General features: G+C 65.6%; 19 protein-coding genes. 12 read left to right on the top strand and 7 right to left on the bottom strand.

All coding sequences use genetic code 11. From position 1 onward, the window contains the following. Positions 1 to 161: 161 nt before the first annotated feature. From B4F19_RS07860 to B4F19_RS07830, 7 genes are all read left to right on the top strand, one after another. On the top strand, positions 162 to 506 hold the full coding sequence (locus tag B4F19_RS07860) for a hypothetical protein (protein ID WP_292733913.1): 345 nt from the start codon (positions 162 to 164) through the stop codon (positions 504 to 506). A gap of 58 nt (positions 507 to 564) precedes the next feature. After that, the gene (locus B4F19_RS07855) at positions 565 to 978 is read left to right on the top strand and encodes a hypothetical protein (protein WP_292733910.1); all 414 of its coding nucleotides are present in this window, start codon (positions 565 to 567) and stop codon (positions 976 to 978) included. A 10-nt stretch (positions 979 to 988) separates the two neighbouring features. After that, the gene (locus tag B4F19_RS07850) at positions 989 to 1,387 is read left to right on the top strand and encodes a hypothetical protein (protein ID WP_292733907.1); all 399 of its coding nucleotides are present in this window, start codon (positions 989 to 991) and stop codon (positions 1,385 to 1,387) included. Beyond that, positions 1,380 to 2,096, top strand: a complete 717-nt coding sequence (locus B4F19_RS07845; RefSeq protein WP_292733904.1) for a metallophosphoesterase — start codon at positions 1,380 to 1,382, stop codon at positions 2,094 to 2,096. The genes B4F19_RS07850 and B4F19_RS07845 overlap by 8 nt, the downstream gene beginning before the upstream one ends. 163 nt (positions 2,097 to 2,259) lie before the next feature. Next, positions 2,260 to 4,977, top strand: a complete 2,718-nt coding sequence (locus B4F19_RS07840) for a DNA methyltransferase (RefSeq protein WP_292733901.1) — start codon at positions 2,260 to 2,262, stop codon at positions 4,975 to 4,977. After that, the gene (locus B4F19_RS07835; protein WP_292733898.1) at positions 4,974 to 6,959 is read left to right on the top strand and encodes a DEAD/DEAH box helicase; all 1,986 of its coding nucleotides are present in this window, start codon (positions 4,974 to 4,976) and stop codon (positions 6,957 to 6,959) included. The genes B4F19_RS07840 and B4F19_RS07835 overlap by 4 nt, the downstream gene beginning before the upstream one ends. Next, entirely contained in the window at positions 6,956 to 8,155 is a 1,200-nt protein-coding gene (locus tag B4F19_RS07830; RefSeq protein WP_292733895.1) for a GIY-YIG nuclease family protein, read from the top strand. The genes B4F19_RS07835 and B4F19_RS07830 overlap by 4 nt, the downstream gene beginning before the upstream one ends. An 86-nt stretch (positions 8,156 to 8,241) precedes the next feature. On the opposite strand, the gene B4F19_RS07825 is transcribed toward B4F19_RS07830, so the two are convergent. The 4 genes from B4F19_RS07825 to B4F19_RS07810 all read right to left on the bottom strand — a co-directional run bounded on the left by B4F19_RS07825 (position 8,242) and on the right by B4F19_RS07810 (position 12,621). Next, positions 8,242 to 8,580 carry a hypothetical protein gene (locus B4F19_RS07825; protein WP_292733893.1) on the bottom strand — a complete coding sequence of 113 codons (339 nt, stop codon included), beginning with the start codon at positions 8,578 to 8,580 and terminating at the stop codon, positions 8,242 to 8,244. Between the two features lie 306 nt (positions 8,581 to 8,886). Next, on the bottom strand, positions 8,887 to 10,062 hold the full coding sequence (locus tag B4F19_RS07820; protein ID WP_005055005.1) for a thiolase family protein: 1,176 nt from the start codon (positions 10,060 to 10,062) through the stop codon (positions 8,887 to 8,889). Positions 10,063 to 10,092: 30 nt separating this feature from the next. Further along, positions 10,093 to 11,295 (bottom strand): acyl-CoA dehydrogenase family protein, encoded by a 1,203-nt coding sequence (locus B4F19_RS07815; RefSeq protein WP_292733890.1) that lies wholly within the window; start codon positions 11,293 to 11,295, stop codon positions 10,093 to 10,095. A gap of 3 nt (positions 11,296 to 11,298) precedes the next feature. Next, a complete protein-coding gene (locus tag B4F19_RS07810) occupies positions 11,299 to 12,621 on the bottom strand; it encodes a CaiB/BaiF CoA transferase family protein (RefSeq protein ID WP_228179441.1) in 1,323 nt (440 codons plus the stop codon). Positions 12,622 to 12,772: 151 nt separating this feature from the next. On the opposite strand from B4F19_RS07810, the gene B4F19_RS07805 reads away from it, so the two are divergent. From B4F19_RS07805 to B4F19_RS07790, 4 genes are all read left to right on the top strand, one after another. Further along, positions 12,773 to 13,528: an SDR family NAD(P)-dependent oxidoreductase gene (locus tag B4F19_RS07805; protein ID WP_135950158.1), complete on the top strand. Its 756-nt coding sequence runs from the start codon at positions 12,773 to 12,775 to the stop codon at positions 13,526 to 13,528. A 96-nt stretch (positions 13,529 to 13,624) separates the two neighbouring features. After that, positions 13,625 to 14,524, top strand: a complete 900-nt coding sequence (locus B4F19_RS07800) for a LysR family transcriptional regulator (RefSeq protein WP_135950159.1) — start codon at positions 13,625 to 13,627, stop codon at positions 14,522 to 14,524. Positions 14,525 to 14,645: 121 nt separating this feature from the next. Next, positions 14,646 to 16,052, top strand: coding sequence for an IS1380 family transposase (locus tag B4F19_RS07795; RefSeq protein WP_135950160.1), 1,407 nt, complete (start codon positions 14,646 to 14,648; stop codon positions 16,050 to 16,052). A 245-nt stretch (positions 16,053 to 16,297) separates the two neighbouring features. Beyond that, positions 16,298 to 17,356, top strand: a complete 1,059-nt coding sequence (locus tag B4F19_RS07790) for an alcohol dehydrogenase (protein ID WP_135950167.1) — start codon at positions 16,298 to 16,300, stop codon at positions 17,354 to 17,356. A gap of 28 nt (positions 17,357 to 17,384) precedes the next feature. On the opposite strand, the gene B4F19_RS07785 is transcribed toward B4F19_RS07790, so the two are convergent. Beyond that, positions 17,385 to 18,233 carry a 3-hydroxyacyl-CoA dehydrogenase family protein gene (locus tag B4F19_RS07785; RefSeq protein WP_005054991.1) on the bottom strand — a complete coding sequence of 283 codons (849 nt, stop codon included), beginning with the start codon at positions 18,231 to 18,233 and terminating at the stop codon, positions 17,385 to 17,387. Next, entirely contained in the window at positions 18,230 to 18,982 is a 753-nt protein-coding gene (locus B4F19_RS07780; protein ID WP_234001595.1) for an enoyl-CoA hydratase/isomerase family protein, read from the bottom strand. The genes B4F19_RS07785 and B4F19_RS07780 overlap by 4 nt, the downstream gene beginning before the upstream one ends. Before the next feature lie 212 nt (positions 18,983 to 19,194). On the opposite strand from B4F19_RS07780, the gene B4F19_RS07775 reads away from it, so the two are divergent. Beyond that, the gene (locus B4F19_RS07775) at positions 19,195 to 20,565 is read left to right on the top strand and encodes an NAD-dependent succinate-semialdehyde dehydrogenase (protein WP_273206760.1); all 1,371 of its coding nucleotides are present in this window, start codon (positions 19,195 to 19,197) and stop codon (positions 20,563 to 20,565) included. 82 nt (positions 20,566 to 20,647) lie between these two features. Here B4F19_RS07775 and B4F19_RS07770 read toward each other — a convergent pair. After that, a partial coding sequence (locus tag B4F19_RS07770; RefSeq protein WP_292733879.1) for a helix-turn-helix domain-containing protein occupies positions 20,648 to 22,067 on the bottom strand: 1,420 nt, incomplete at its 5' end.

The raw sequence follows: 22,067 nt of genomic DNA, 5'->3' as shown, positions 1-22,067 counted from the left end.
GAGCAGATGGGACCGCGCTGCTCGCCCTATAGTGAATGTCGCATTCACTACTTATTACCTACGTGAGATACACAACAGGTCCCTCGCTCGCGGTGTCGACCTCGAATCGGGTCGCCGCGACGAAACCAGAGTGCCCGTGAGAAAATCTGGCAATGGACGTCATGACGACTGAGCAGAACGTGGAGCTGTCGAAGATCGTCTTCGGCAGCAACCACATGCTCGCTCTCATGGCCGAGATCGCCCGCTCGGAGGACGGTCGATTCTCGACGCCCGGCTTGGTCGCCGCCACCGGTTTCCCCACAAGCACCGTGCACACTCTGCTGATGCGACTCAAACGCGGCGGGTTTATCCGGCGAACTGGCGAGGCGACTTCCGACCGAGTCGCGATCTACGAGCGTGAGATCCATCCCACTTGGGAGTACGCCCTGCGTCTGGAAGCGGACGCGGATGCACTGGCGGCCGGAACGTACGCGCGTCAGTGGCCGACCGAGCAGTCATCCAAGTAGCCAAGGCGGCACGAGCGAGGGCCACCACTGCGCCTAATCGGTATGGCATCCTGCATACATGAGCGTCGGTGAAGATCGCTACGAGTCGTTCGCGACCGCGGTCGAAGATCCCTACTTCGGTGCGCTCCTCGGAACAATCGATGAGCCGGGCGGTACCGCGACGGCGAACCAAGCCGGCCTACTGACTCGCGCGTGGTGGGACTCGCACGGCACCGGACCCACGTGCGCAGAACTGATCGGCGCCGTCTTCGAGGTCGACGACTGGGATGACGCGATCGAAGACCCCAGTCGGACTCTCCTCGAGCGCCGCGAGCAGCTCGATCTCCTCCACCGGTGGCTCATCAGTTACTGGAGCCGCCTCGGCACGATCGCGTTCATGCCGGGCCACGACGACGTCGTCAGGCCAGGGCGCATCGGCCCTGCCCTGCTGGGCGCCGCAGACAGAGCGGCGCAGAGTGGCCGGTTCTGTTGAAGGAGGGGACATGCGCGAAGTGAAGGTCGGTGGCCGCTCCGTCGCCGTGACACACATCAAGACCGAGCCGACCGAGTATGGCGACATCCAGCGATACCGAGTGGATGTCTCGGGCTTCGACTCACCCACCCGTATCGCGATTCTGCGCACAGACAGCACGGTCGACGCCCGGGTTTTGGCGGCAGTGGTCGACTCAGAACTCCTTCTCGGATACGACGGCAGTGAAGAGTCGGGCCTCCTTCGCGATCCCGCGCTCCGCGAGTGGCGGGACGAGCACCGGGATGAGATCAAAGAGCTGCTTCAGCAGCTTCATCGTGAGGCGGACGCGCTCCCGCCCGAGCCCATGACGGAAGGCGAACGCATCCTGCTGCGGGCGTTCGACATGGAAGGCAGTCTCGACGATGCCTGACTACCCGGCATTCGACTTCGACCAGGTCGACTTCGTCACCTCGGACACACACTTCAGCCATGCGCGCATCATCGAGCTCGCAGGCCGTCCATTCGCAACAGTCGACGAGATGGATGCCGAGCTGACCCGCCGATGGAACGAGACCGTCGGCCCCGACGATGTCGTCCTGCACTTAGGCGATCTCGCGCTGGGCCCGATCGGTGAATCGCTCCCACTGACGGTGCAGCTGCGCGGACACCGCTTCCTCGTTCCCGGCAACCACGACCGAGTCTCGCCCGCGACGCAATCCAAGCGCACCATCGAGAGGTTCACGCCGCTATACGAGGAGGCCGGATGGAACCTCCTTCCCGAAGTCATCACAGGCTCGAGGGCGGGGTGCAAAGTCGTGGCGTCCCACTACCCCTACTCAGGTGACACCCAGGGCGATGATCGCCACGTCGCGCATCGGCCTGTCGACCACGGGCTCCCTCTGCTGCATGGCCACACCCACGACCGCGAGAACGGCCCCACCGGCCACCAGTTCCACGTCGGTGTTGATGCCTTCGCGTTCGCACCGATCCCCATGACCCTCGTTGACGCTTGGCTCGAAGATCTCCAACGCGAGCAACAAGAGATCGCGACCATCGTTCGCGAACGCTCCGCGGCCGGGCCGAGCACGCCACTTTCCGAAGTGGCGGAGCGGCTCGGGATCAATCTCGACGACTTGTGACCCTATCGACGCGGAGTTCGGACTCGGCGGCCAACGCATCAGCTCCCGTCTGAGCCCCTCGATAACATCGAAGACAAGGGCCGGTATCCCGGATCCCCGCTCCGGAAGTGTGCAGTTCCGCGGTTGTGCCCGTCGAAAAGCAGTGTGAGAACAGGACGTTGTCGTGGCGAGACTCAACCTCAAGGCCGTCGAGGAGCGCGTCTCGCCGTTGGCTGGTCGCGAGAGCTACGACCGCGAGTTCATCTTCGACCTGCTACTCGCGTACGGCAAGCCGCAAAGCAGTGTCACGCGGCTGCGCAACGGAGATTTGAATGTTGCTGCCGACCCCGCGACGGAGGTCGCGCAGAAGAAGGTCGTCTACTTCAAGGAGACGACCAGTGACCCACTCGCCGTGCTCGAGCAGCTGAAGACCTCTCCCGATGTGGTGCGCTTCAGCACGCGCTTCGTGGTCGTCACCGACTACGACGAGCTCGTCGCGCACGACACCCAGACCGGCGAGACGATCGGCTTCCCGATCCGCGAGATCAACCAGCACTTCACGTTCTTCCTCCCATGGGCTGGCATGGAGAAGGCCCAATACGTCGCAGAGGCACACGCCGACGTCAAAGCCGCCGAGCGCATGGGCAAGCTGTTCGACGAGCTGCTCCACGCCAACCCCGGCCTGCTTGAGGAGCCGCACGGCCGACACGCGCTGAACCTCTTCTTCACGCGGCTGCTGTTCTGCTTCTTCGCCGAGGACACGGGGATCTTCGCGGAGAACCAGTTCACGAACGCCGTTGGATCGCACACTCTGGCTGACGGTTCAGACACCGCTGAGCTCCTCACCGACATGTTCTTGGCGCTCGACACGGAGAGTCCTGCAGGGAAGCCGAACCACCTTGCGGCATTCCCCTACGTCAACGGGCGGCTGTTCCGAGCGGACAACCGGTTCGTCGTACCTCAGTTCACGAAGGTCGCCCGCGACGAGCTGATCAACGCAGGCAAACTCATCTGGCGTGAGATCAATCCCGACATCTTCGGCTCGATGTTCCAGGCGATTGTCACTCCCGGCAAGCGCAGCGACCTCGGCCAGCACTACACCTCGGTGCCGAACATCCTGAAGACGATCGAGCCGCTGTTCCTCGATGCACTGAAGGACGAACTGGATGCCGGCCACGACTCGGTGAAGAAGCTCGAAGCTCTCCTGGAGCGCATCAGTGCGATCAAGGTTTTCGACCCGGCATGTGGCTCGGGGAACTTCCTCGTGATCGCGTACAAGGAGCTGCGCCGACTCGAGCACGCGATTCTCGAGCGCCTCGCGGAGCTGGACGAGAAGCACCGCGTGCTGTTCGCGGAGTCGAAGATCAATATTGAGAACTTCTTCGGCATTGAGATCGACGACTTCGCCGTCGAGGTCGCGATCCTGTCGCTGTGGATCGCCAAGCACCAGATGAACTCTGAGTTCAACGACAAGTTCGGTGTCTCGATCCCCCTGATCCCGCTGAAGGAGACCGGCCAGATAAAGCACGGCAACGCGACGCGCATCGACTGGAACGAGGTCTGCCCGAACGACGGTGGCGAGATCTACCTGATCAGCAATCCGCCGTACGTCGGATCCAGCATGCAGACGAAGGAGCAGAAGAGCGAGTTCAAGCACGTCTTCGGAGCGCGGCCGTTTTCCGCGAACCTTGACTACATCTCGCTGTGGTTCGTGAAGGGCGCCGACTACATACTTGGGACCCGTGCTCAGCTTGCCTTCGTTACGACCAACTCTGTCGCGCAGGGCGAGCACGTCAGCCTCATGTTCCCCACGATCTTCAGCATGGGTATCGAGATTGGCTTCGCTTACACGTCGTTCAAGTGGGAGAACAACGCGAAGCGCAATGCCGGCGTCACCGTCGCGGTGATCAGTCTCCGCAACGACTCGAATGCGCAGAAGTACATCTTCACGGGCGGCCTGCAGATTACTGCAAACAACATCAACGGCTACCTCGCAGATGCTCCGAGCGTTATCGCTGGCCGCCAGATGAAGCCAATCTCGCTAGGTCTTCCGCCGATGGCCTTCGGTTCAAAACCGACTGACGGCGGCCACCTCGTGTTGGAACCCGACGAAAGGTCCAAACTTCTTGACGAGTACCCCGAGGCCGCCCGATTCGTGAAGAGGTACGTCGGCGCTGCCGACTACATCAACGACATCGAACGATACTGCCTTTGGATCACGGATCGCGAGGTAGGCGCGGCGCGAGCGATTCCGCCCATCGCTGACAGGCTTGACAGAGTTGCCGCGTGGCGACTCGAAAGCAAAGCACAGAGCACGGTGGACTTCGCTAGTCGGCCGCACAGGTTCAAGCAGGTTGCGTACAAGCCGACAGATTCGATCTTTGTGCCGCGCGTCTCATCGGAACGTCGCTCCTACATTCCAATGGGCTACCTAGACGAGGGATACGTCATTAATGACCAGGCTTATGCGGCTTACGATGCGGAACCCTGGGTCTTCGCGTTGCTGACTTCGGCAATGCACATGTCGTGGACACGCGCGGTGGCGGGCCAGATGGAAACTCGACTCCGCTACTCCAACACGATCGTCTACAACAACTTCCCGGTGCCGCCGCTCTCAGACGCAGTGAAGGAGAAGTTCGAGCTCGCCGCGTTGCGTGTACTGGATGTGCGCGAGTACCACTGCGAGCGGACGCTCGCCGAGCTCTACGATCCCGACAAGATGCCCGACGATCTGCGCAAGGCACACGCCGAGGTCGACGCGCTGGTCGACTCGATCTACTCCAAGAAGCCGTACGAGACCGACGAGCAGCGACTCTCCGACCTGTTCGCGATGTACGAGCGCATGACCGCCGAGGAGGCCGCGAAGGCCCCGGCGAAGAGGACCAGGGGGACCCGCAAATGAGCACGAGCAAGAAGCCCGTCAACATCGTCAACGTCACTTACGCCCAGACCAAGGCGTCGGTGAACACCGACAATCTCGGCATGCGTGAGATGCAGCAGCGAGTGTTCGCGCAGCGCGACGCCCAGCACCTGCTGGTGAAGGCCCCACCCGCTTCGGGTAAGTCGCGCGCGTTGATGTTCGTGGCGCTCGACAAGCTCTACAACCAGGGCCGCAGGAAGGTCATCGTCGCGGTGCCTGAGCGCTCGATCGGCGCGTCGTTCGCACCGACCGCGCTGACAAACCACGGCTTCTGGGCCGACTGGGAGATCAAGGACGAGAACAACCTCTGCGACGCCGGGTCATCGGCCGGAAAAGTCGACGCTTTCCTCAAGTTCCTCGAAGGCTCCGACGCGACACTGGTCTGCACGCATGCGACGCTGCGGTTTGCGTTCGAGAGGCTGGCGCCCGACGCTTTCAACGGCACGGTGCTGGCGATCGACGAGTTCCACCACGTCTCCGCCGACACCGAAAGCTCGCGCCTAGGCGCGCTGCTACGCGACGTGATGAACGGCTCCGACGCGCACATCGTGGCGATGACAGGCTCGTACTTTCGCGGCGACTCGGTGCCGGTGCTCGCGCCTGAGGACGAGGCCAAGTTCACGCCGGTGACGTTCAACTACTACGACCAGCTCAACGGGTACGAGTACCTGCGCTCGCTGGGCATCGGACACCACTTCTATCAGGGCCGGTACACCGATGCGATCGGCGAGGTCCTCGACCTCGACAAGAAGACCATCGTGCACATCCCGAACGTCAACTCCGGCGAGTCCACGAAGGACAAGCTGGAGGAGGTCGGCTTCATACTCGACACCATCGGCGAGGTGGTTGACGAGGACGAAGACACCGGCATCATCAGCGTGCGCCGGAGCGACACCGGCGAGATCGTGCGAGTCGCGGACCTCGTCGACGACACCGACCAGAAGAAGCGCGGCGACACCCTCCACTTCCTGGCGCACACGGCATCGAAGGACCGCGAAGCGGTGGATGTGATCATCGCCCTCGGGATGGCGAAAGAGGGCTTCGACTGGCCGTTCGCCGAGCACGCCCTGACCGTCGGGTATCGAGCCTCACTCACTGAGGTCATCCAGATCATCGGCCGGGTGACCCGCGACTCCGAAGGCAAGTCCCACGCCCAGTTCACGAACCTCATCGCAGAGCCCGACGCCTCGCAGGGCGAGGTCAAGGTCTCGGTGAACAACATGCTCAAGGCCATCACCGCGTCGCTGCTCATGGAGCAGGTGCTGGCCCAGAACTTCCAGTTCAAGACGAAGAAGTTCGACGGCGACGACGCGAAGAAGCCCGGCGAGCTGAAGATCAAGGGCTTCAAGGAGCCAACGACCGCGCGAGTGAAGCAGATCGTCGAGACCGACCTGAACGACCTGAAGGCGACGATCCTGCAAGACGACACCTTCGCCAAAGCTGCTGCCGGGTCGGTCGACCCTGAGACGACCAACCGGGTGCTGATCCCCAAGATCATCCGCGAGAAGTACCCCGACCTCACCGAAGCTGAGGTCGAGGAGGTGCGTCAGCAGGTGGTCGTCGACTCGGTGATCAAGACCGGCGAAGTGCGCGAGGTCGGCGACAAGCGTTTCATCAAGCTCGCCGAGAAATTCGTGAACATTGACGAGCTGAGCATCAATCTCATCGACTCGGTGAACCCTTTCCAGCGAGCATTCGAGGTGATGTCGAAGTCGGTCACGCCTTCGGTGCTGAGGATCATTCAAGACCAGATCGCAGCGACCCGAATTGAGTTCACCGAGGAAGAGGCGCTGACGCTGTTCCCGAAGATCCAAACTTGGGTGAAGGTCAACGGGCGCCGTCCCGACGTGCGCGCCGAGGACCCGAATGAGAAGCGTCTCGCGACCGCGCTGCTGTTCCTGCAGAAGCTCAAGCAGCAGCGCGGGGCCGAGAAGCGCGCGACGGAGCTGGGGACCGACGCATGAGCACGAATGCGGACATCGGGCCTGTCGACTTCGTCCTGACCGACTTCCAGGCGGTTCTCGACGCCGACGTTGACGGCCTGCTCGATGCGCCAGAGAAGCCTCAGAAGGTCACCTCGTCTGATCGTCTCGAGCGAGCGTTCCTGGAGATCGTGGACTTCTACCGGGCCTACGCCCGGGTGCCGAGCTCGGTCACCCGCGAGATCGCCGAGCGCAAGCTCGGCGCAAGGCTCGACGGCTTCCTCGCCAGCGAGGAGCGGGCGGCTGCCGTCAAGCATCTGGATGAGTTCGGTCTGCTCGAAACGCCGCAAGCGCCGGCATCGATCGACGAGCTCCTCGAGGGGGATGACCTTGACGACCTGCTGGGCGATGACGGGGGCGTCCTTGATGTTTCGGACCTTCCGGTCCGCCGGAGCTCCGAGGCGCCCGACTCGGTGGCGAAGCGCACGAAAGCGCAGGACTTCGAGAACTTCGAGCACCTGTTTCGCACCAAACACTCCGAGCTGAAAGAGGGAACGATCACGCTGGCACCCTTCAACGGCGTGCACACCATCCAGGAGGGCCGATTCTTTGCCCTCAATGGCGTGCTCCTCTTCGTCGCCGAGGTCGGCGAATCGCTGTCGATGGTCGTCGGCGGCAAGACAGAGCAGAAGCAACGACTCCGCGTGATCTTCGAGAACGGGACTGAGTCCTCGTTGTACCGGCAGTCGCTCTCGATCCGATTGCACGAACAGGCAGGCCAAGCGCTCGTCCGGGCTGGAGCATCAGCTGATGACATCCTCGATGGCGACATCGAGACGGGGCACATCTACGTTCTCCAGTCGCTCAGTAGCGACCCTTTGGTTGCGAACATGAAGGACCTGCACAAAATCGGCTTCTCGACGACGAGCGTCGAGCAACGCATCAAGAACGCAGAGAAGTCGCCAACCTACCTCATGGCCCCCGTGAAGGTTGTGGCCGACTACCGGCTATACAACGTGAAGGCGTCGTGGCTGGAGCACCTTCTGCACCGCGTCTTTGCGGAGGTACGGCTGGATCTCACACAGATCGACAAGAACGGCCGGAACTACGACCCCTCCGAGTGGTTCGTCGTCCCCTATGACGTGATCAACCAAGCGGTGACGATGATCATGTCCGGCGAGATCACGAACTACGTGTACGACAAGACGGAACGTCGACTGGTCGAACGTGATCGATGACCTCGAAGCAAGAGGATGTCCAAAAGACGGATGCGTCTAGGGATGCAGTCGTCCATGTTGAGAGGAAACAGATATAGGCATCCGTATCAACTCTGATCCCAGGCCTCGACGAGGTACCAAGTGTCGTTGGACAGGGCGGCGATGGCACTCACGCCAGCGCTTGAGAAGTTGGACTTGATCTCCTCACCACGGGCGTGAAAGAGATACGGGTAGCCGCCATCCTGGAGCAGTTCCACCCGCCCGTCCTCGGAGGCACTCAACAGCTTGTCGACCCAGGTCCGATAGGGAACGTACGCAACGCGGCGCGACAGGAGCGTGCCGAGGTATCTCGTCCGCCCCTCATAAGCGATCTCGCCGATACGACGAAGGTCGTCCCCGCTGACCCCGCAGCGGACCTCGTGCACGTACGCGTCATACCCGAGCATCAGTCGTTCCCCTCGTGTAGGTTCCCGCTCGAGATGGCGGATAACCCCAGGGATTCCACGCTAGTTGGCGGTGGTCCCGGACTCAGGATTCCACGGGAAATGGCGGATTCCTACACCGCTCTCTGACGCGCCGACCCTGTCTGGTCAGCGGCCTGTCACGGCGGCGAGAGCGCTGGAGGTCACTGCAGCTGGCCGAGCTCGAGCATCTCACCGTCGAGGAAGAACGTCGGAGGGGAATGCTGAAGCTTCGGTTGACTCTGGGACTGCCAATGACCCCACCACGAACGGATGCTCGCGGTCTCACTGTCACCGTTCCAGCACGACGGCGAGGCCTTGACCCACGCCGATGCAGATCGCCACGACGGCGACGCCGCCTCCGCGTCGCGCAAGCTCATGCGCGGCATGCCCGAGAATGCGGCCCCCCGAAGCGCCCAGCGGATGGCCGATGGCCAGCGCTCCGCCGTGGATGTTGACCCGCTCAGGATCAAGTTCAGGCCACCCGGCGACGCATGCGAGCGACTGTGAAGCGAACGCCTCGTTGAGCTCGACCACGTCGACATCGGCCCAGGACCGGCCGGCGCGTGCGAGCGCCTTGTTCGCCGCCTCGATCGGCGCGATCGGGAACAGATGCGGATCGACGCCATGCGCCCCGCGTCCCGCAATCCGCGCGAGTGGCTCGCCGGGCAGCGCACCCTCCGCGGCGATCAGAACGGCGGAAGCGCCGTCGTTGATCGGCGAGGAGTTGCCGGCGGTGACGGTGCCTTCGCCGTCGCGCGCGAACAGCGGAGTAAGCCCGGCGAGCTTGTCCACGGAAGTGTCGTCCCGGATGCCCTCGTCGCGTGCCAGGTCGGCCCCTGGCACGTGCACGATCTCGCCATCGTAGACCCCGTCAGCCCACGCTTTAGCTGCCAGCCGGTGAGAGCGCACGGCGAACTCGTCCTGGGCATCTCGGGAGATTCCCCACTCTCGGGCGATCTTCTCCGCCGATTCTCCATTGGAGATGGTCCACTGCTTCGGCAGCTTCGGGTTGGTCATCCGCCACCCGATGGAGGTGTTCCACAGTGTCTGGTTACCGACCGCCGGCCACGGCCTCGGCGACTTCTCCACGATGAACGGCGCCCGGCTCATCGACTCCACTCCGCCGGCGAGCACGAGACCGGCGTCGCCGGTCTCGACAGCGCGGGCGGCCTGGATCACCGCTTCCAGCGACGACGAGCAGAGTCGGTTGACGGTCACGCCGGTGACACTGGTGGGGAAGCCTGCCAGCAGCGCCCCGAAACGGGCGACGTCGCGGTTGTCCTCTCCTGCTTGGTTCGCATCGCCGAAGATCACGTCATCGATGCGCGCGGGGTCGAGGCCCATGCGCGCGACGGTCGCCTTCATGACGACTGCGGCGAGATCGTCGGGCCGGATGCCGCTGAGCGCGCCACCCGCCCGCCCGAAGGGGGTGCGGACAGCATCGTAGACAAAGCTCGCGGTCATGGCGGGCTCCCTTCCGTGGTCGGCCGAGGGTCAGGCGAACGCCGATATTCCGGTGATCTGGCGCCCGATGATGAGCGACTGGATGAAGTCGGTTCCCTCATACGTGTGGACGACTTCCATGTCGGTGAGGTGGCGGGCGACGTGGTTCTCCAGAAGGAGTCCGTTGCCGCCGAGGAGGTCACGGGCATCCCGGCAGAGTGCACGCGCGTGCTCGCCGGTGAACATCTTCGCGAGCGAGGCCTGTTCGTTCGTCAGTCGGCCTTCATCCTGCAGGGTGGCTGTGCGGAAGCAGAGCAGCTGCATCGCGGTGAGATCGGCGAGCATGTTGGCCAGCTTGTTCTGCACCAGCTGGTAGCTCGCGATGGGCTTGCCGAACTGGACGCGCTCCTGGACGTAGGCCGCTGCCGCCTCGTACGCGGCGAGTGCGTGCCCGAGCGCCTCCCACGCGACGGTGCTGCGGGTGCGGTTGAGGATCGCGGAGACGTCACGGAATGAGGTCGACTTCGCCAGCTTGTTCCCGGCAGGGATCCTCAGTCCGGAGATCTCGATGTGCGCCTGCTGGATCGCGCGCTTAGCGATCTTCCCGGTGATCGCCTCCGCAGAGTACCCCTCGGGATACTGTCCGTCAGCGCCTTTCTCGAGCACGAATGCCTTCACTTTGGCATCCGCTGTGTCGCGGGCCCAGATGATGACGAGGTCCGCAACGTGTCCGAGCCCGATCCACCGTTTGGCACCGTCTATGACATACGCGCTCCCGTCGCGGCGGGCAGTGGTCTCCAGGGCGACGGAGTCGGAGCCGTGATCGGGCTCGGTCAGCGCGAACGCGCCGAGCTTGCGGAGGGCTGCCATTTCGGGCAGCCAGCGCTGCTTCTGCTCGTCGTCGCCGAGCAACGCGATGCTGCCCATCGCAAGTCCCGAGTGCACGGCATTGAGCGTGTTCACACTCCCGTCTCCACGAGACAGTTCCATCGCGACGAGGCCGGTCTGCAGTCGGGTCAGTCCCGGACAGCCGTAGCCCTGGATCGCGGTGCCCACGATTCCCAGCTCGCCCAGTGCGGGGAGGATCTGGTAAGGGAAGTCCGCTAACTCCCAGTACTCGTTGATAACTGGCAGGACCTCGGAATCCACGAATCCGCGCACACGTGTGATGAGATTGCGGTCGTCGTCGCCGAGAAGATCACCGATCTGATAAAAGTCCGTATCCACCGGATGTGCCGCCTTCGTGATCGTCATCTCTCAGCGTCCCTCTTTCCGAATCGCCGGGACGGTAACCCGATCGCCGACGTGGTCTTCATCGTCTTCCGCGACTTGCAGCCACCGTCGGACCGCCTCGCCATCCTGGTCGAGTGCAGGAGGCGCGGCGCGGTAACTCGCGGGGGTGCGGGAGAACGTTATGGGGTTGCGAATGGTGGGCACCGCGTGGTCGCCGGTGCCGGCCGCGACGCTGGGCTCCAGGCCGATCTTCGCAGCGAACTCGACGCCTCCACGGACATCCAGGACCGGCGCACACGGGACCTGCAACGGGCTGAAGATGTCGAACCACTCCCATGCGGTCTTGGTGACCAGCCGCGCTGTCAGCAGCGGGCGCAGGGCGTCTCGGTGCGCGCTGCGGTCTGCGTTGGACGCGAAGCGAGTGTCTGCGGCCAGCTGCGGCAGCCCGATGGCGTCGCAGAACGTAGCGAACTGCGCGTCGTTGCCGATCGCGAGCACCAGTTCCCCGTCATGGGTGCGAAACGGTGCGTAGGGGTAGATACTGGGGTGGTCATTGCCCATCCGGGTCGGAGACTGCCCGCTCAGCAGAAACCCGCCGGTCTGGTTGACCATGCCCGACAATGCGGAGGACAGCAGGTTCAGTTCGACGTGCTGTCCCTCTCCCGAGCGCTGTCGGTGGTAAAGGGCGGAGGTGATCGCGATGCACGTGTGCAACCCGGTGATCACATCGAACACCGCGACGCCCGCGCGGAACCCTTCCGTGTTCGGCGCGCCGGTCACGCTCATCAGTCCAGACAGCGCCTGTGCGAGCAGGTCGTAGCCGGCGAGCCCCGCGCCTCCCGCGGTACCGAAGCCGGTGATCGACGCATAGATCACACTGGGGTTCTCCCGCTTGACGGACTCGTAGTCCAAGCCGAATCGCCGGAGCCCGCCGGGTTTGAAGTTCTCTGTGACCACATCGGCTCGGGCCGCGAGACGCTGTGCGAGGACAAGGTCATCGGGGTTGCGGAAGTCCAGCACCACAGACTGCTTGTTCCTGTTAATGGAGAGGAAGTAGGTCGACTCGCCTCGGTACTCCGGTGGCCGGTAGCTGCGTGTCTCGTCCCCTAGCGGACTCTCCACCTTGATGACCGTCGCCCCGAGGTCCGCGAGCAGCATCGTGCAGTAGGGGCCAGCGAGTACCCGGCCGAAATCCGCGACCAGGAGACCCTCGAAAGGACCACCGGCCACGTCCTGCACCGTCCGGCCATCCGGGAGCGAGCTCTTCATCATCGGGAACACCTCAGTCGTCGTGTTCGTCCAGACTCCCAGCAGCCGTTTATGTCCGTCCAATACCTGATCAGGCACGTATTGATGCTCTAATCTCATGAAACGAGGGCTGTTCCAGAACGGCACACTCGAGGCTCCCCATTTCGACGCCACCCTGGTGGTGTCGAGGCGATGGGGCCGGGAGCGGCCCGCGCCTGGGCGTGATCAGCAATGAGGCTAAGGAGAACCCATGGGTAGCAGGCTTGCAGGCAAGGTCGCGATCGTCACCGGCGCGGCGAACGGGATGGGGCGCGCACATGTGCGCCGCCTCGCCCAGGAAGGGGCGAGCGTCCTCGCCACCGACGTCGACTCGGCCGGGCTCGAGCACACCGTCGCCGAAGCGAACCGTGACGGCGGGACGGTCGTGGGGCTGGAGCAGGATGTCGCGATCGCGGCGAGGTGGGACGAGATCGTGGCAGAAGCCGAGCAGCGTTTCGGCCGGCTCGACATTCTGGTCAACAACGCGGGGGTGCTCATCCTCAAGCCCGTCGAGGAGACCACAGAGGAGGAGTGGGACCTCATCTTCCGCATCAACGCCAAGGGTGTCTTCCTCGGCACCAAGGCCGCGGTGCCTGCTCTGGTCCGCGCAGGCGGGGGATCGATCGTGAACATCTCGTCGATCTACGGCATCATCGGCGCACCGAGCGCCGCCGCGTACGAGGCGTCAAAGGGCGCCGTCCGGCTGCTGACCAAGGCCAGCGCGGTGGACCTGGCCAAGTACGGCATCCGGGTGAACTCTGTGCATCCCGGTGTCATCGCCACCCCCATGACCACGGGGCTGCTGGCGACGCCGGAGTCGACGAAAGCCGTGCTGTCCACGACGATCCTCGACCGGCCCGGCCAGCCCGAGGAAGTCTCGAACGTCGTACTCTTCCTCGCCTCGGACGAGGCTTCCTTCGTCACCGGCGCCGAGTATGTCGTGGATGGCGGCTATACCGCGCAGTGATCTCGGTCGGCCGGGGTCTGCGCGACCCCGGCCGACTCATCCAGACTTGTATGCCAATCCACCTTCCATCGGTACGGATTATGCAATAATCCCTGGATGGATCTGCAGCAGCTGCGCACCTTCCTCGCCGTCGCCGAGGAACTGCACTTCGGACGGGCAGCCGAGCGCCTGCATATGGCGCAGCCGCCGATCAGCCGCGGCATCCAGCAGCTGGAGCGGGAGTTGGGTGCGCGGCTGTTCGAGCGGAGCACCCGCAAGGTAACGCTGACCTCGGTGGGCGAGGCCCTCGTCGCCCCCGCCCAGGAGGTCCTGGACGCGCTGGACCGGGTGAGCAGGGTCGCCCGCGCAGCCGGGACGGGCGAGATCGGTCACGTCCGTCTGGCGTACGCGGGTGCGTCCTCCAACGTGATGGTCGGATTGCTCGCCCGAGCAGTCAACCAGAACCACCCAGGCATCCACCTCGAGCTGCTCAGTCAGCACTTCGCCCAACCGGCGATGCAGCTGCTCACCCGCGGCGACATCGACATCGCCCTCGGCAGGTGGGACCACATTCCCGCCGCCGTGCGCACCCGCGTGATCGCTGTCGAGGAACTCGTCATCGCCGTCCCGGAGACCCACCGTCTAGCCGACGCCGGTGCCGTGTCGATCGCGCAGTTCGAGGGTGAGCCGTTCGTGTCGCTCCAACCGCAGACCGGCACGTTGCTGCTGGAGCGGCTGCGACAGATGAGTAGAGCCGCCGGGTTCAACGCCGATGTCGTCCAGCACGCACCGGACTCGTGGACGCTGATGTCCCTCGTCTCCGCCGAGATCGGCTGCTCATTGACCCTGTCCTCGGTGATCGACAGCATCGCCGACCCGCACTTGCGCTTCCTGCGCCTGACCGACGACGTCGCACCTGTCGAGCTGCGGATGGCGTGGCTGCGCGACAGCGACGACCGTGCCTTGCACGCCGTGCTCCGGTTGTCCGAATCCGTCCTCCCGACGCCGCAGGACTAAGCCTCGATCCACCGATGGACGGGGCGTTGAGCGAGCGTCGTGACGTAGAAATGCCCCTCTGATCAGGAAGAATAGAGCTTGCTTAGGGTTCTGTTCGTCTGGTCGGAGAGGCATCTCGTAGATGCAATTCAAGCACGCCCCCGCCGCAGTGTCTGCGGTGTTCGATGATCCGAATCTCGTGTCGGCCGCGGGGCTGGTGCCGATGCTCCGCCTGGCGCGTTCCGCGGGGTTGGACGAGCTCGCGCGTGAGCGGTTGAGCGTCCCGACGGATAAGGGCGCCAACGCGGGTGCGAAGGTGATGGCACTGGTCGCGGGCATGCTCGCCGGGGCGGACTCGATCGACGACATGAACCTGCTCCGCCATGGCGGAATGGGCCGGTTGTTCGACCGGACGTATGCGCCGTCGACGCTCGGGTCGTTCCTGCGGGAGTTCCGGTTCGGACACGTCCGCCAGCTCGACGCCGTCGCCTCCCGGGTGTTCGCGAATCTCGCTGTCGACGCGCCGCTGCTCCGAGCAGGCGATGGCGAGCGGGTGATGGTGGATCTGGACGACACCATCATCGAGGTCCACGGATACCAGAAGCAGGGCGCCGGTTTCGGGTACTCCGGCGTCCGGGGGCTGAACGCCCTCCTCGCCACGGCATCGACCACCTCGTCGGCGCCGGTGATCCTGGCCCAGCGGTTGCGGCAGGGGAAGACCGGGTCCCCGAAGGGGGCCGCGCGGATCGTCGGCGATGCTCTCGCCACCCTGCGCCGCACCCGCGCCGCGACCGGGGCCAGGCCGTTGCTGCGGGCGGACTCCGCGTTCTACGGACACGCGACCGTCGGCACCGCGATCAAGGCGGGCGCCGACGTGTCGGTGACCGTGAGGATGGACCCGGCGGTGAAGGCCGCGATCGCGACCATCCCGGATGATGCGTGGGAGATGATCGAGTACACCGACGCGATCCGTGACGAGACCACCGGGCAGCTGATCTCCAAAGCCGAGGTCGCCGAGGTCCCGTTCACCGCGTTCCGCTCGAGGAAGAAGGCGGAACAGGTCGCCGGACGGTTGGTGGTGCGGCGCATCCCCGATCTGAACCCGAGACAGGTGGAGCAGCCGACCCTGTTCGACGTCTACCGGCATCACGCGTTCTTCACCACCACAGCGAAGGAGGTGATGGACACGGTGGCCGCGGACAAGACCCACCGCGGTCACGCGATCATCGAGCAGGTCCACGCCGACCTCAAAGCGGGGCCGCTCGCGCACCTGCCCTCCGGGGTGTTCACCGCGAACAGCGCCTGGCTCGTCATCGCCGTGATCGCATTCAACCTCACCCGCGCTGCCGGTCTCGTCGCCGACCGAGCGGGACGGCTCGCGAGAGCAACGACCGCGACGATCCGCCGCACCCTGATCCACGTCCCCGCACGGCTGGCGCGCTCCGCGCGCCGAATCACGCTGCACCTGCCCGAGGCCTGGCCATGGCAGACCGCGTTCGACCGGCTCTTCACAGCCACGCACGCGCCACCGCCAACGGTGACCACCTGACCATCGCCGCAACGCGGCACGACCGAGGACCAAGTGGACGACCGGGATGCGACGCCCGGAACTCAACCCTGCCCTCGACGCGTCACCGCGCCCCGATCATGCCGCCCCGGCACACCCACGGCTCATCGGTGGATCGAGGCTAAGGGTCGCCAGGTATCAATCCGCCTGCCATTTGGTATTGGAGAGAATCAGAACGAAGTGGAAGCGTGGAGTCCACTGTGCGTATATCAACGGCGAGGACAACCATGCACGCATTCGCGATCTTCCAAGACGATCACACGGTGACCGATGTGGAATTGCCGACCCCGACCCCCGAAGGCACCGAAATCCTCCTGCGCGTGGTTCGGTCCGGGGTGTGCCACACCGACATGCACCTGCGTGAGGGGTACTACGATCTCGGCAGCCGGGGGCGTCTGAATCTGATCGACCGGGGCGTCACCTACCCGCTTGTCCTCGGCCATGAGGTCGTCGGCGTCGTCGAAGCGGCCGGCCCCGACGCCGACGGGGTCTCGCCGGGTGAGCATCGCCTTGTCTACCCATGGATCGGCGACGGCTCCTGCGACGCATGCCAGGCAGGTCACGAGAACCTGTGCCCCTCGCCCCGTAACCTCGGCGTCGCCCGCCACGGCGGGTATGCCGAGTTTATCCTCGTCCCGCACCCCCGTTACCTCCTCGACGTCACCGGGATCGAAGAGCGGTGGGCCGCAACTCTCGCCTGCTCCGGCCTGACCGCCTACAGTGCCGCGCGCAAGGCCCTTCCGGCCACCGCGTCCGATCCGGTCGTGGTGATAGGCGCCGGCGGTGTCGGGTTGATGGCGATCGCCACGCTGCGCGCGCTCGGCCACGAAGCAGTCCTCGCGGTGGACCTGCAGGAGCGCAATCTGGAACTGGCGCGGCAGCTCGGAGCGACCACGACGATCTCCGCCCGCCAGGAAGACCTTGCCGCCGCCATCGTCGCCGGCGCCGGTGGGCCGGTCGCGGCGATCGTGGACTTCGTCAACAACTCCACAACAGCTCCCGCTGCGTTCGCCGCGCTCCGCAAGGGCGGAACGATGGTTCAGGTCGGGCTGTTCGGCGGAGAGCTGGTCATCCCCACCGCGTTGCTCACTCTGAAGATCATCACCATCCGCGGAAGCTTCGTCGGGTCCCTCGGCGAGCTCGAGGAGCTCGTCGGGCTCGCGCGGCGCGGCGCGCTCCCGCATCTCCCGATCATCGACGGGGAGTTGTCTGCGACGGCGGTGCAGGATGCGCTGGACCGGCTCGCCGCGGGCGGCGTGCCCGGCCGGATCGTGCTCAGCGCGTGACCGCGCCGGGCGTCCAGCCGGCCACGACTCACGCGTAGTCGAAGAAGCCGCGTCCCGTCTTGCGTCCCAGCTCCCCGGCCGCGACCTTGTCGCGGAGGATCTGCGGCGGGGCGAACCGCTCGCCGAGCGTCTCATAGAGGTATTCGGCGATCCCGAGACGCACGTCCAGCCCGACAAGATCGGAGGTGCGCAACGGACCTGTCGCGTGACGGTATCCCAGCACCATCGCCGTGTCGATGTCCTCAGCGCTGGCCACCCCCTCTTCGAGCATCCGCATCGCTTCCAGCGCGATTGCCGCGCCCAGGCGGGAGCTCGCGAAGCCGGGCGCGTCGTTGACGACGATCGGGGTCTTCCCCAGCGATGTCACCCACTGCTCCGCCCGTTGCCGCAGGTCCGGGTCGGTCGACGGCGTCAGCACGATCTCGACGAGTGACGAGGGCGGCACCGGATTGAAGAAGTGCAGTCCGCACACGCGCTCCGGCCTCGCCAGCTGCGCCGCGAGCCTTGTCACCGACAACGATGAGGTATTCGTGGCCAGCCACGCCGACTCCTCCACGATCCCCTCTGCTCTCTGCATCGCCTCGACCTTGAGTGCGAATGTCTCTGGGACAGCTTCGATCACGAGCTCGGCATTCCGCAGCGCCTCGTAGTCGGCGCTGGCCGCGACGCGGCCGGCGATTGCGTCGACGTCGACCGAGGCATCCCGCTCCGCGGCCTTGCGGATCCCATCGGCCAACCGCGCGGCGGCCGCGCCCGCCGCCGCCGGGTCACGTTCGATCACGGTGACCTGGGCGCCCGCCTGAGCGAACACTTGCGCGATACCGGCGCCCATGCGGCCGCCCCCGATCACGCCGACGGTGGAGGGAACAGTGATCATCGGGTCTCCTGAGAACGGTTGAGGAATCGGGTCATCAGCTGCGTCTTGGCGTCCGACTCGAACAGGATCGCCTGCGCGAGTTCGTCGACAAGGGGGTGGGCGTCCCGCGGCGCAGCGAGCACGCGCTTCGAGACGCGGAGGGCGAGCGGATCCTGGCCCGCGATCCGATCGGCGACTGTGTCCGCCGCAGCCGCCAACTGGTCGGGTGCATGCACCGAGGCCACCAACCCACACCGCAGCGCCTCCTCGGCGTCCAGCCGGCGCCCCGTGAACAGGATCTCCTTGGCCAGCGGCTCCCCCACCAGCTCGGCGAGCCGCCAGGTCGCCCCGGCCGCGGCCAGGATTCCGATCGCCGTCTCGGGGTTGCCGAACACGGCGCGGGTGGACGCGATCCGGATGTCGGCCGCGTACGCGAGTTCCGCACCGCCCCCGATCGCGAACCCGTCGACCGCGGCGATCACCGGCATAGGCAGCCGCGCGATACGGGTGAACAGCCCGGAGTTGATGCCGGCCAGCGCTTCGTCGCGGCCGCGCTCGAGCAGCTGCCGGATGTCTGCGCCAGCCGCGAACACACCCCGTTCGGGCGTGGAGGTTCCGGTGAGAATCAGGATGCGGGGCTCTCGCTCCAGGCTCGTGCATACCGCGTGAAGTTCGTCGACCATGTCGTCGTTGATCGCGTTTCGCACGTCAGGACGGTTCAGTTCGACGTGAAGCCGGTCCGCGCCCTCGCGGAGTATCAGAGTGGTCACCGTCCCAGCCTCCCACCACCGATCAATGCGCGTCCAATACCCGATCCACGTACATCTGATGCGCCATCGTCATCAATCTGGGCCGGGATCAGTATTGGACGAACTCGGCCACGGCGCGACAGGCTGAGTGGGCAGTATCGCGCCAGACGACCGCCGATCTGGGCGGGCGTGGCCCGAGAGCCGCACGACAGCAATGAAGCGAGGAGACCACGATGGGTGCATACCGGACCATCAACCCAGCCACCGGCCAGACGGTCGCCGAGTACCCCGTGATCGGCGATGCGGACGTGGCCGACATCGTCGCCCGCTCGCACACGGCCTACCGCAGGTACCGGGAGCTGCCGCTCGCCGAACGGACGGGGATCCTGGCACGCGCGGCGCAGCTGCACCGGGACCGCATCGATGAACTGAGCGCGCTGCTGACCCTCGAGGTCGGCAAACCCGTCACGCAGGCCCGCGGGGAAGTCGAGCTGGTCGCCTCGATCTACCAGTACTACGCCGACCACGCCGAAGCGTTTCTCACCGACGAGACCCTCGACATCGTCGGCGGAGGGGAAGCGCTCGTCCGCACCGAGCCGATCGGGCCGCTGTTGGGGATCATGCCGTGGAACTACCCGTACTACCAGGTGGCCCGGTTTGTCGCCCCCAACCTCGCACTGGGCAACACGATCATCCTCAAACACGCCCGCAACTGCCCGCAGTCCGCCCTCGCCATCGAACGCGTGCTCCACGATGCCGGGCTTCCGGCCGACGCGTACATCAACGCGTTCGTAGACAGCCGCCAGATTGCCGGCATCATCGCCGACCCGCGCGTGCAAGGGGTGTCGCTGACCGGCTCCGAGAAGGCGGGCTCGGCTGTCGGCGAGGTGGCCGGCAGGCATATGAAGAAGGTCGTCCTTGAGCTGGGCGGCTCGGACCCGTTCATCGTCCTGGAGGATGCTGACGTCGACGCGGCCGTGGCAGCCGGCGTACGCGGCCGCATCGCCAACGGCGGCCAGGCGTGCACGGCATCCAAGCGGTTCATTGTCGTGGATGCCGTCTACGACGAGTTCTCTCGGAAGTTCATCGACGCGATCACGAAGATCATCCCCGACGACCCCACGGACCCCGACACGTTCCTCGGCCCGTTGGCGTCCGCGGATGCCGGAGATGAGCTCGAGGAGCTCGTCGAGGACGCGGTCGCCAAGGGCGCCACCCTGCACATCGCCCCCGGTGCACGCCGAGAGGGCGCCTTCTACCCGCCCAGCGTGCTCACCGGGGTCACCCCGCTGATGCGAGCCTACGAGGAGGAGCTGTTCGGACCGACCGCGGTCGTGTACCGGGTGCCCTCCCCGCAGGCCGCGGTCGCCCTGGCCAACGAGTCGCCCTTCGGGCTGTCCAGCAGCGTCTTCACGCAGGATCCTCTGGCAGCCGCGCAGATCGCCCGCGAACTGGAGGTCGGGATGGTGTGGATCAACAGCACCAGCCGCAGCGCACCGGACCTCCCCTTCGGCGGCGTGAAGCGCTCCGGCGTCGGACGCGAGCTCGCCCGGTACGGCATGGACGAGTTCGCGAACAAGAAGCTCATCCGAACCCCCGCCTGATATCCCCGTGTAACGCCTCCGCCGCGCCGAGTACGCAACTGCGAATCCAGGCCTCCCTGGTCGGCAGGCGGGGGCGCTGTTTTCAGGAGATCAGGGTGTTCTGCCCGTCGAAACCGTACGCGCGCAGTTTCCGGTACAGCGTTGTGCGCCCGATACCGAGGATCTCCGCTGCGCGCGAACGGTTTCCGTCCGCTTCCCGCAGCGCCGCATCGATCGCCCGGTACTCGGATGCGGCGATGCCGCGCAGCTGGCGGGCACGTGTGCGCATCTCGGCGGACAGAAGGTCGACGTCCAGGATGGTGCCGACGGGGCGGTACGCCACCATCGCGGCAATCAGAACCCGCAGCTCCGAGGCGCCACCAGGCCAGTCCCACCGGGAAAGCGCCTGCAGCAGAGCAGGGCTCAGTGTCACCGAGTGCTCCTGAGCGAGTCTCACGGCCAGGCCGATGACACGGTCTGGGTCATCGCGCAGCGCTGGGAGGTCGAGTCGCGGCCCCCGGCGGCCCAGGTAACTGAAGACGACGCCAGTCGGGTCGTCTGCGACACAGAACACGACCCGGGCGGACCGGATGGGATCTGCCGCGCCAGCCAATTGCTGCAGGACCGGGAAGTCTGCGTCGGTCAAAGACTCGACGCTGCGGACGACCACCGACGTGCCTGTGCTCAGCGCGTGCGCCGCCGTGGCCACGGCCCCCGGTTCCCGAAATGCCGGGGCGTCGATGACGACCGGGTCGTGGCGGTCGCGTTCGCGCAGCCAGAGCTGGGCGAGAAGCGTCTTCCCGCTGTCGCGGGGACCGTGGATCGCGATGCACCCGCTGGTGCGACCGAGCACGTCGAGGTGCGCGGCAAGGCGGGAGAGCCGGGTGGGTTCCGGCGCTGCGGTCGGCTCGTCCTCGGGCAGTTCAACGAGGTAGATGCTCTCGCCTGCCCGATTCACGATGCGGCGGGCAGTGCTCGGCCGACCCGCGAGCAGGACGGACGCGACACCCCCCTGCCACTGGTGAGCCTGCAACTCGTCCCACAGCGTCACGTGCCGCTCGGCCGAGAGCATCGGCAACGCGCCCGTCGAGGCGAGCACGCCTCCTCGACTGATGGCAAGCACGCGGTGGCGGGCGGTGCCGTCCGCGAACCGGGCCAGCAGCGCCTGCAACTCCGGCGGTGCGGTGTTCAGGAGCGCGTCCTGGAGGTCGCGAGCGGCCTGCTTCGCGATCGCGAGCATCGCGGGATGGGATGCCCCGACTGGAGAGGCGAGGGCGAGCGAGCCGATGACCCGCTGCGAGAGGGGGTCGTGGATGGGGGCGCCGTCGCAGGCGAGGGTCTGCAGCCGGTCGTTGACGTGCTCGGCGCCGCGCACGAACACTGCGGATCTTTCCTCCATCGCCGTTCCGAGTCCGTTCGTGCCCAGCGCGGACTCCGAGAATTCGAATCCTTCGGCGGCGGACACCTTGTCGAGCCGTCTCGCGTGGCTCGGGTCGCCTACCTTTCGGGCGAGGATCCGTCCG

The organism is Microbacterium sp. UBA1097 (assembly GCF_002313585.1).
Classification (GTDB): domain Bacteria; phylum Actinomycetota; class Actinomycetes; order Actinomycetales; family Microbacteriaceae; genus Microbacterium.
This window is presented reverse-complemented; position numbering and strand designations above follow the sequence as displayed.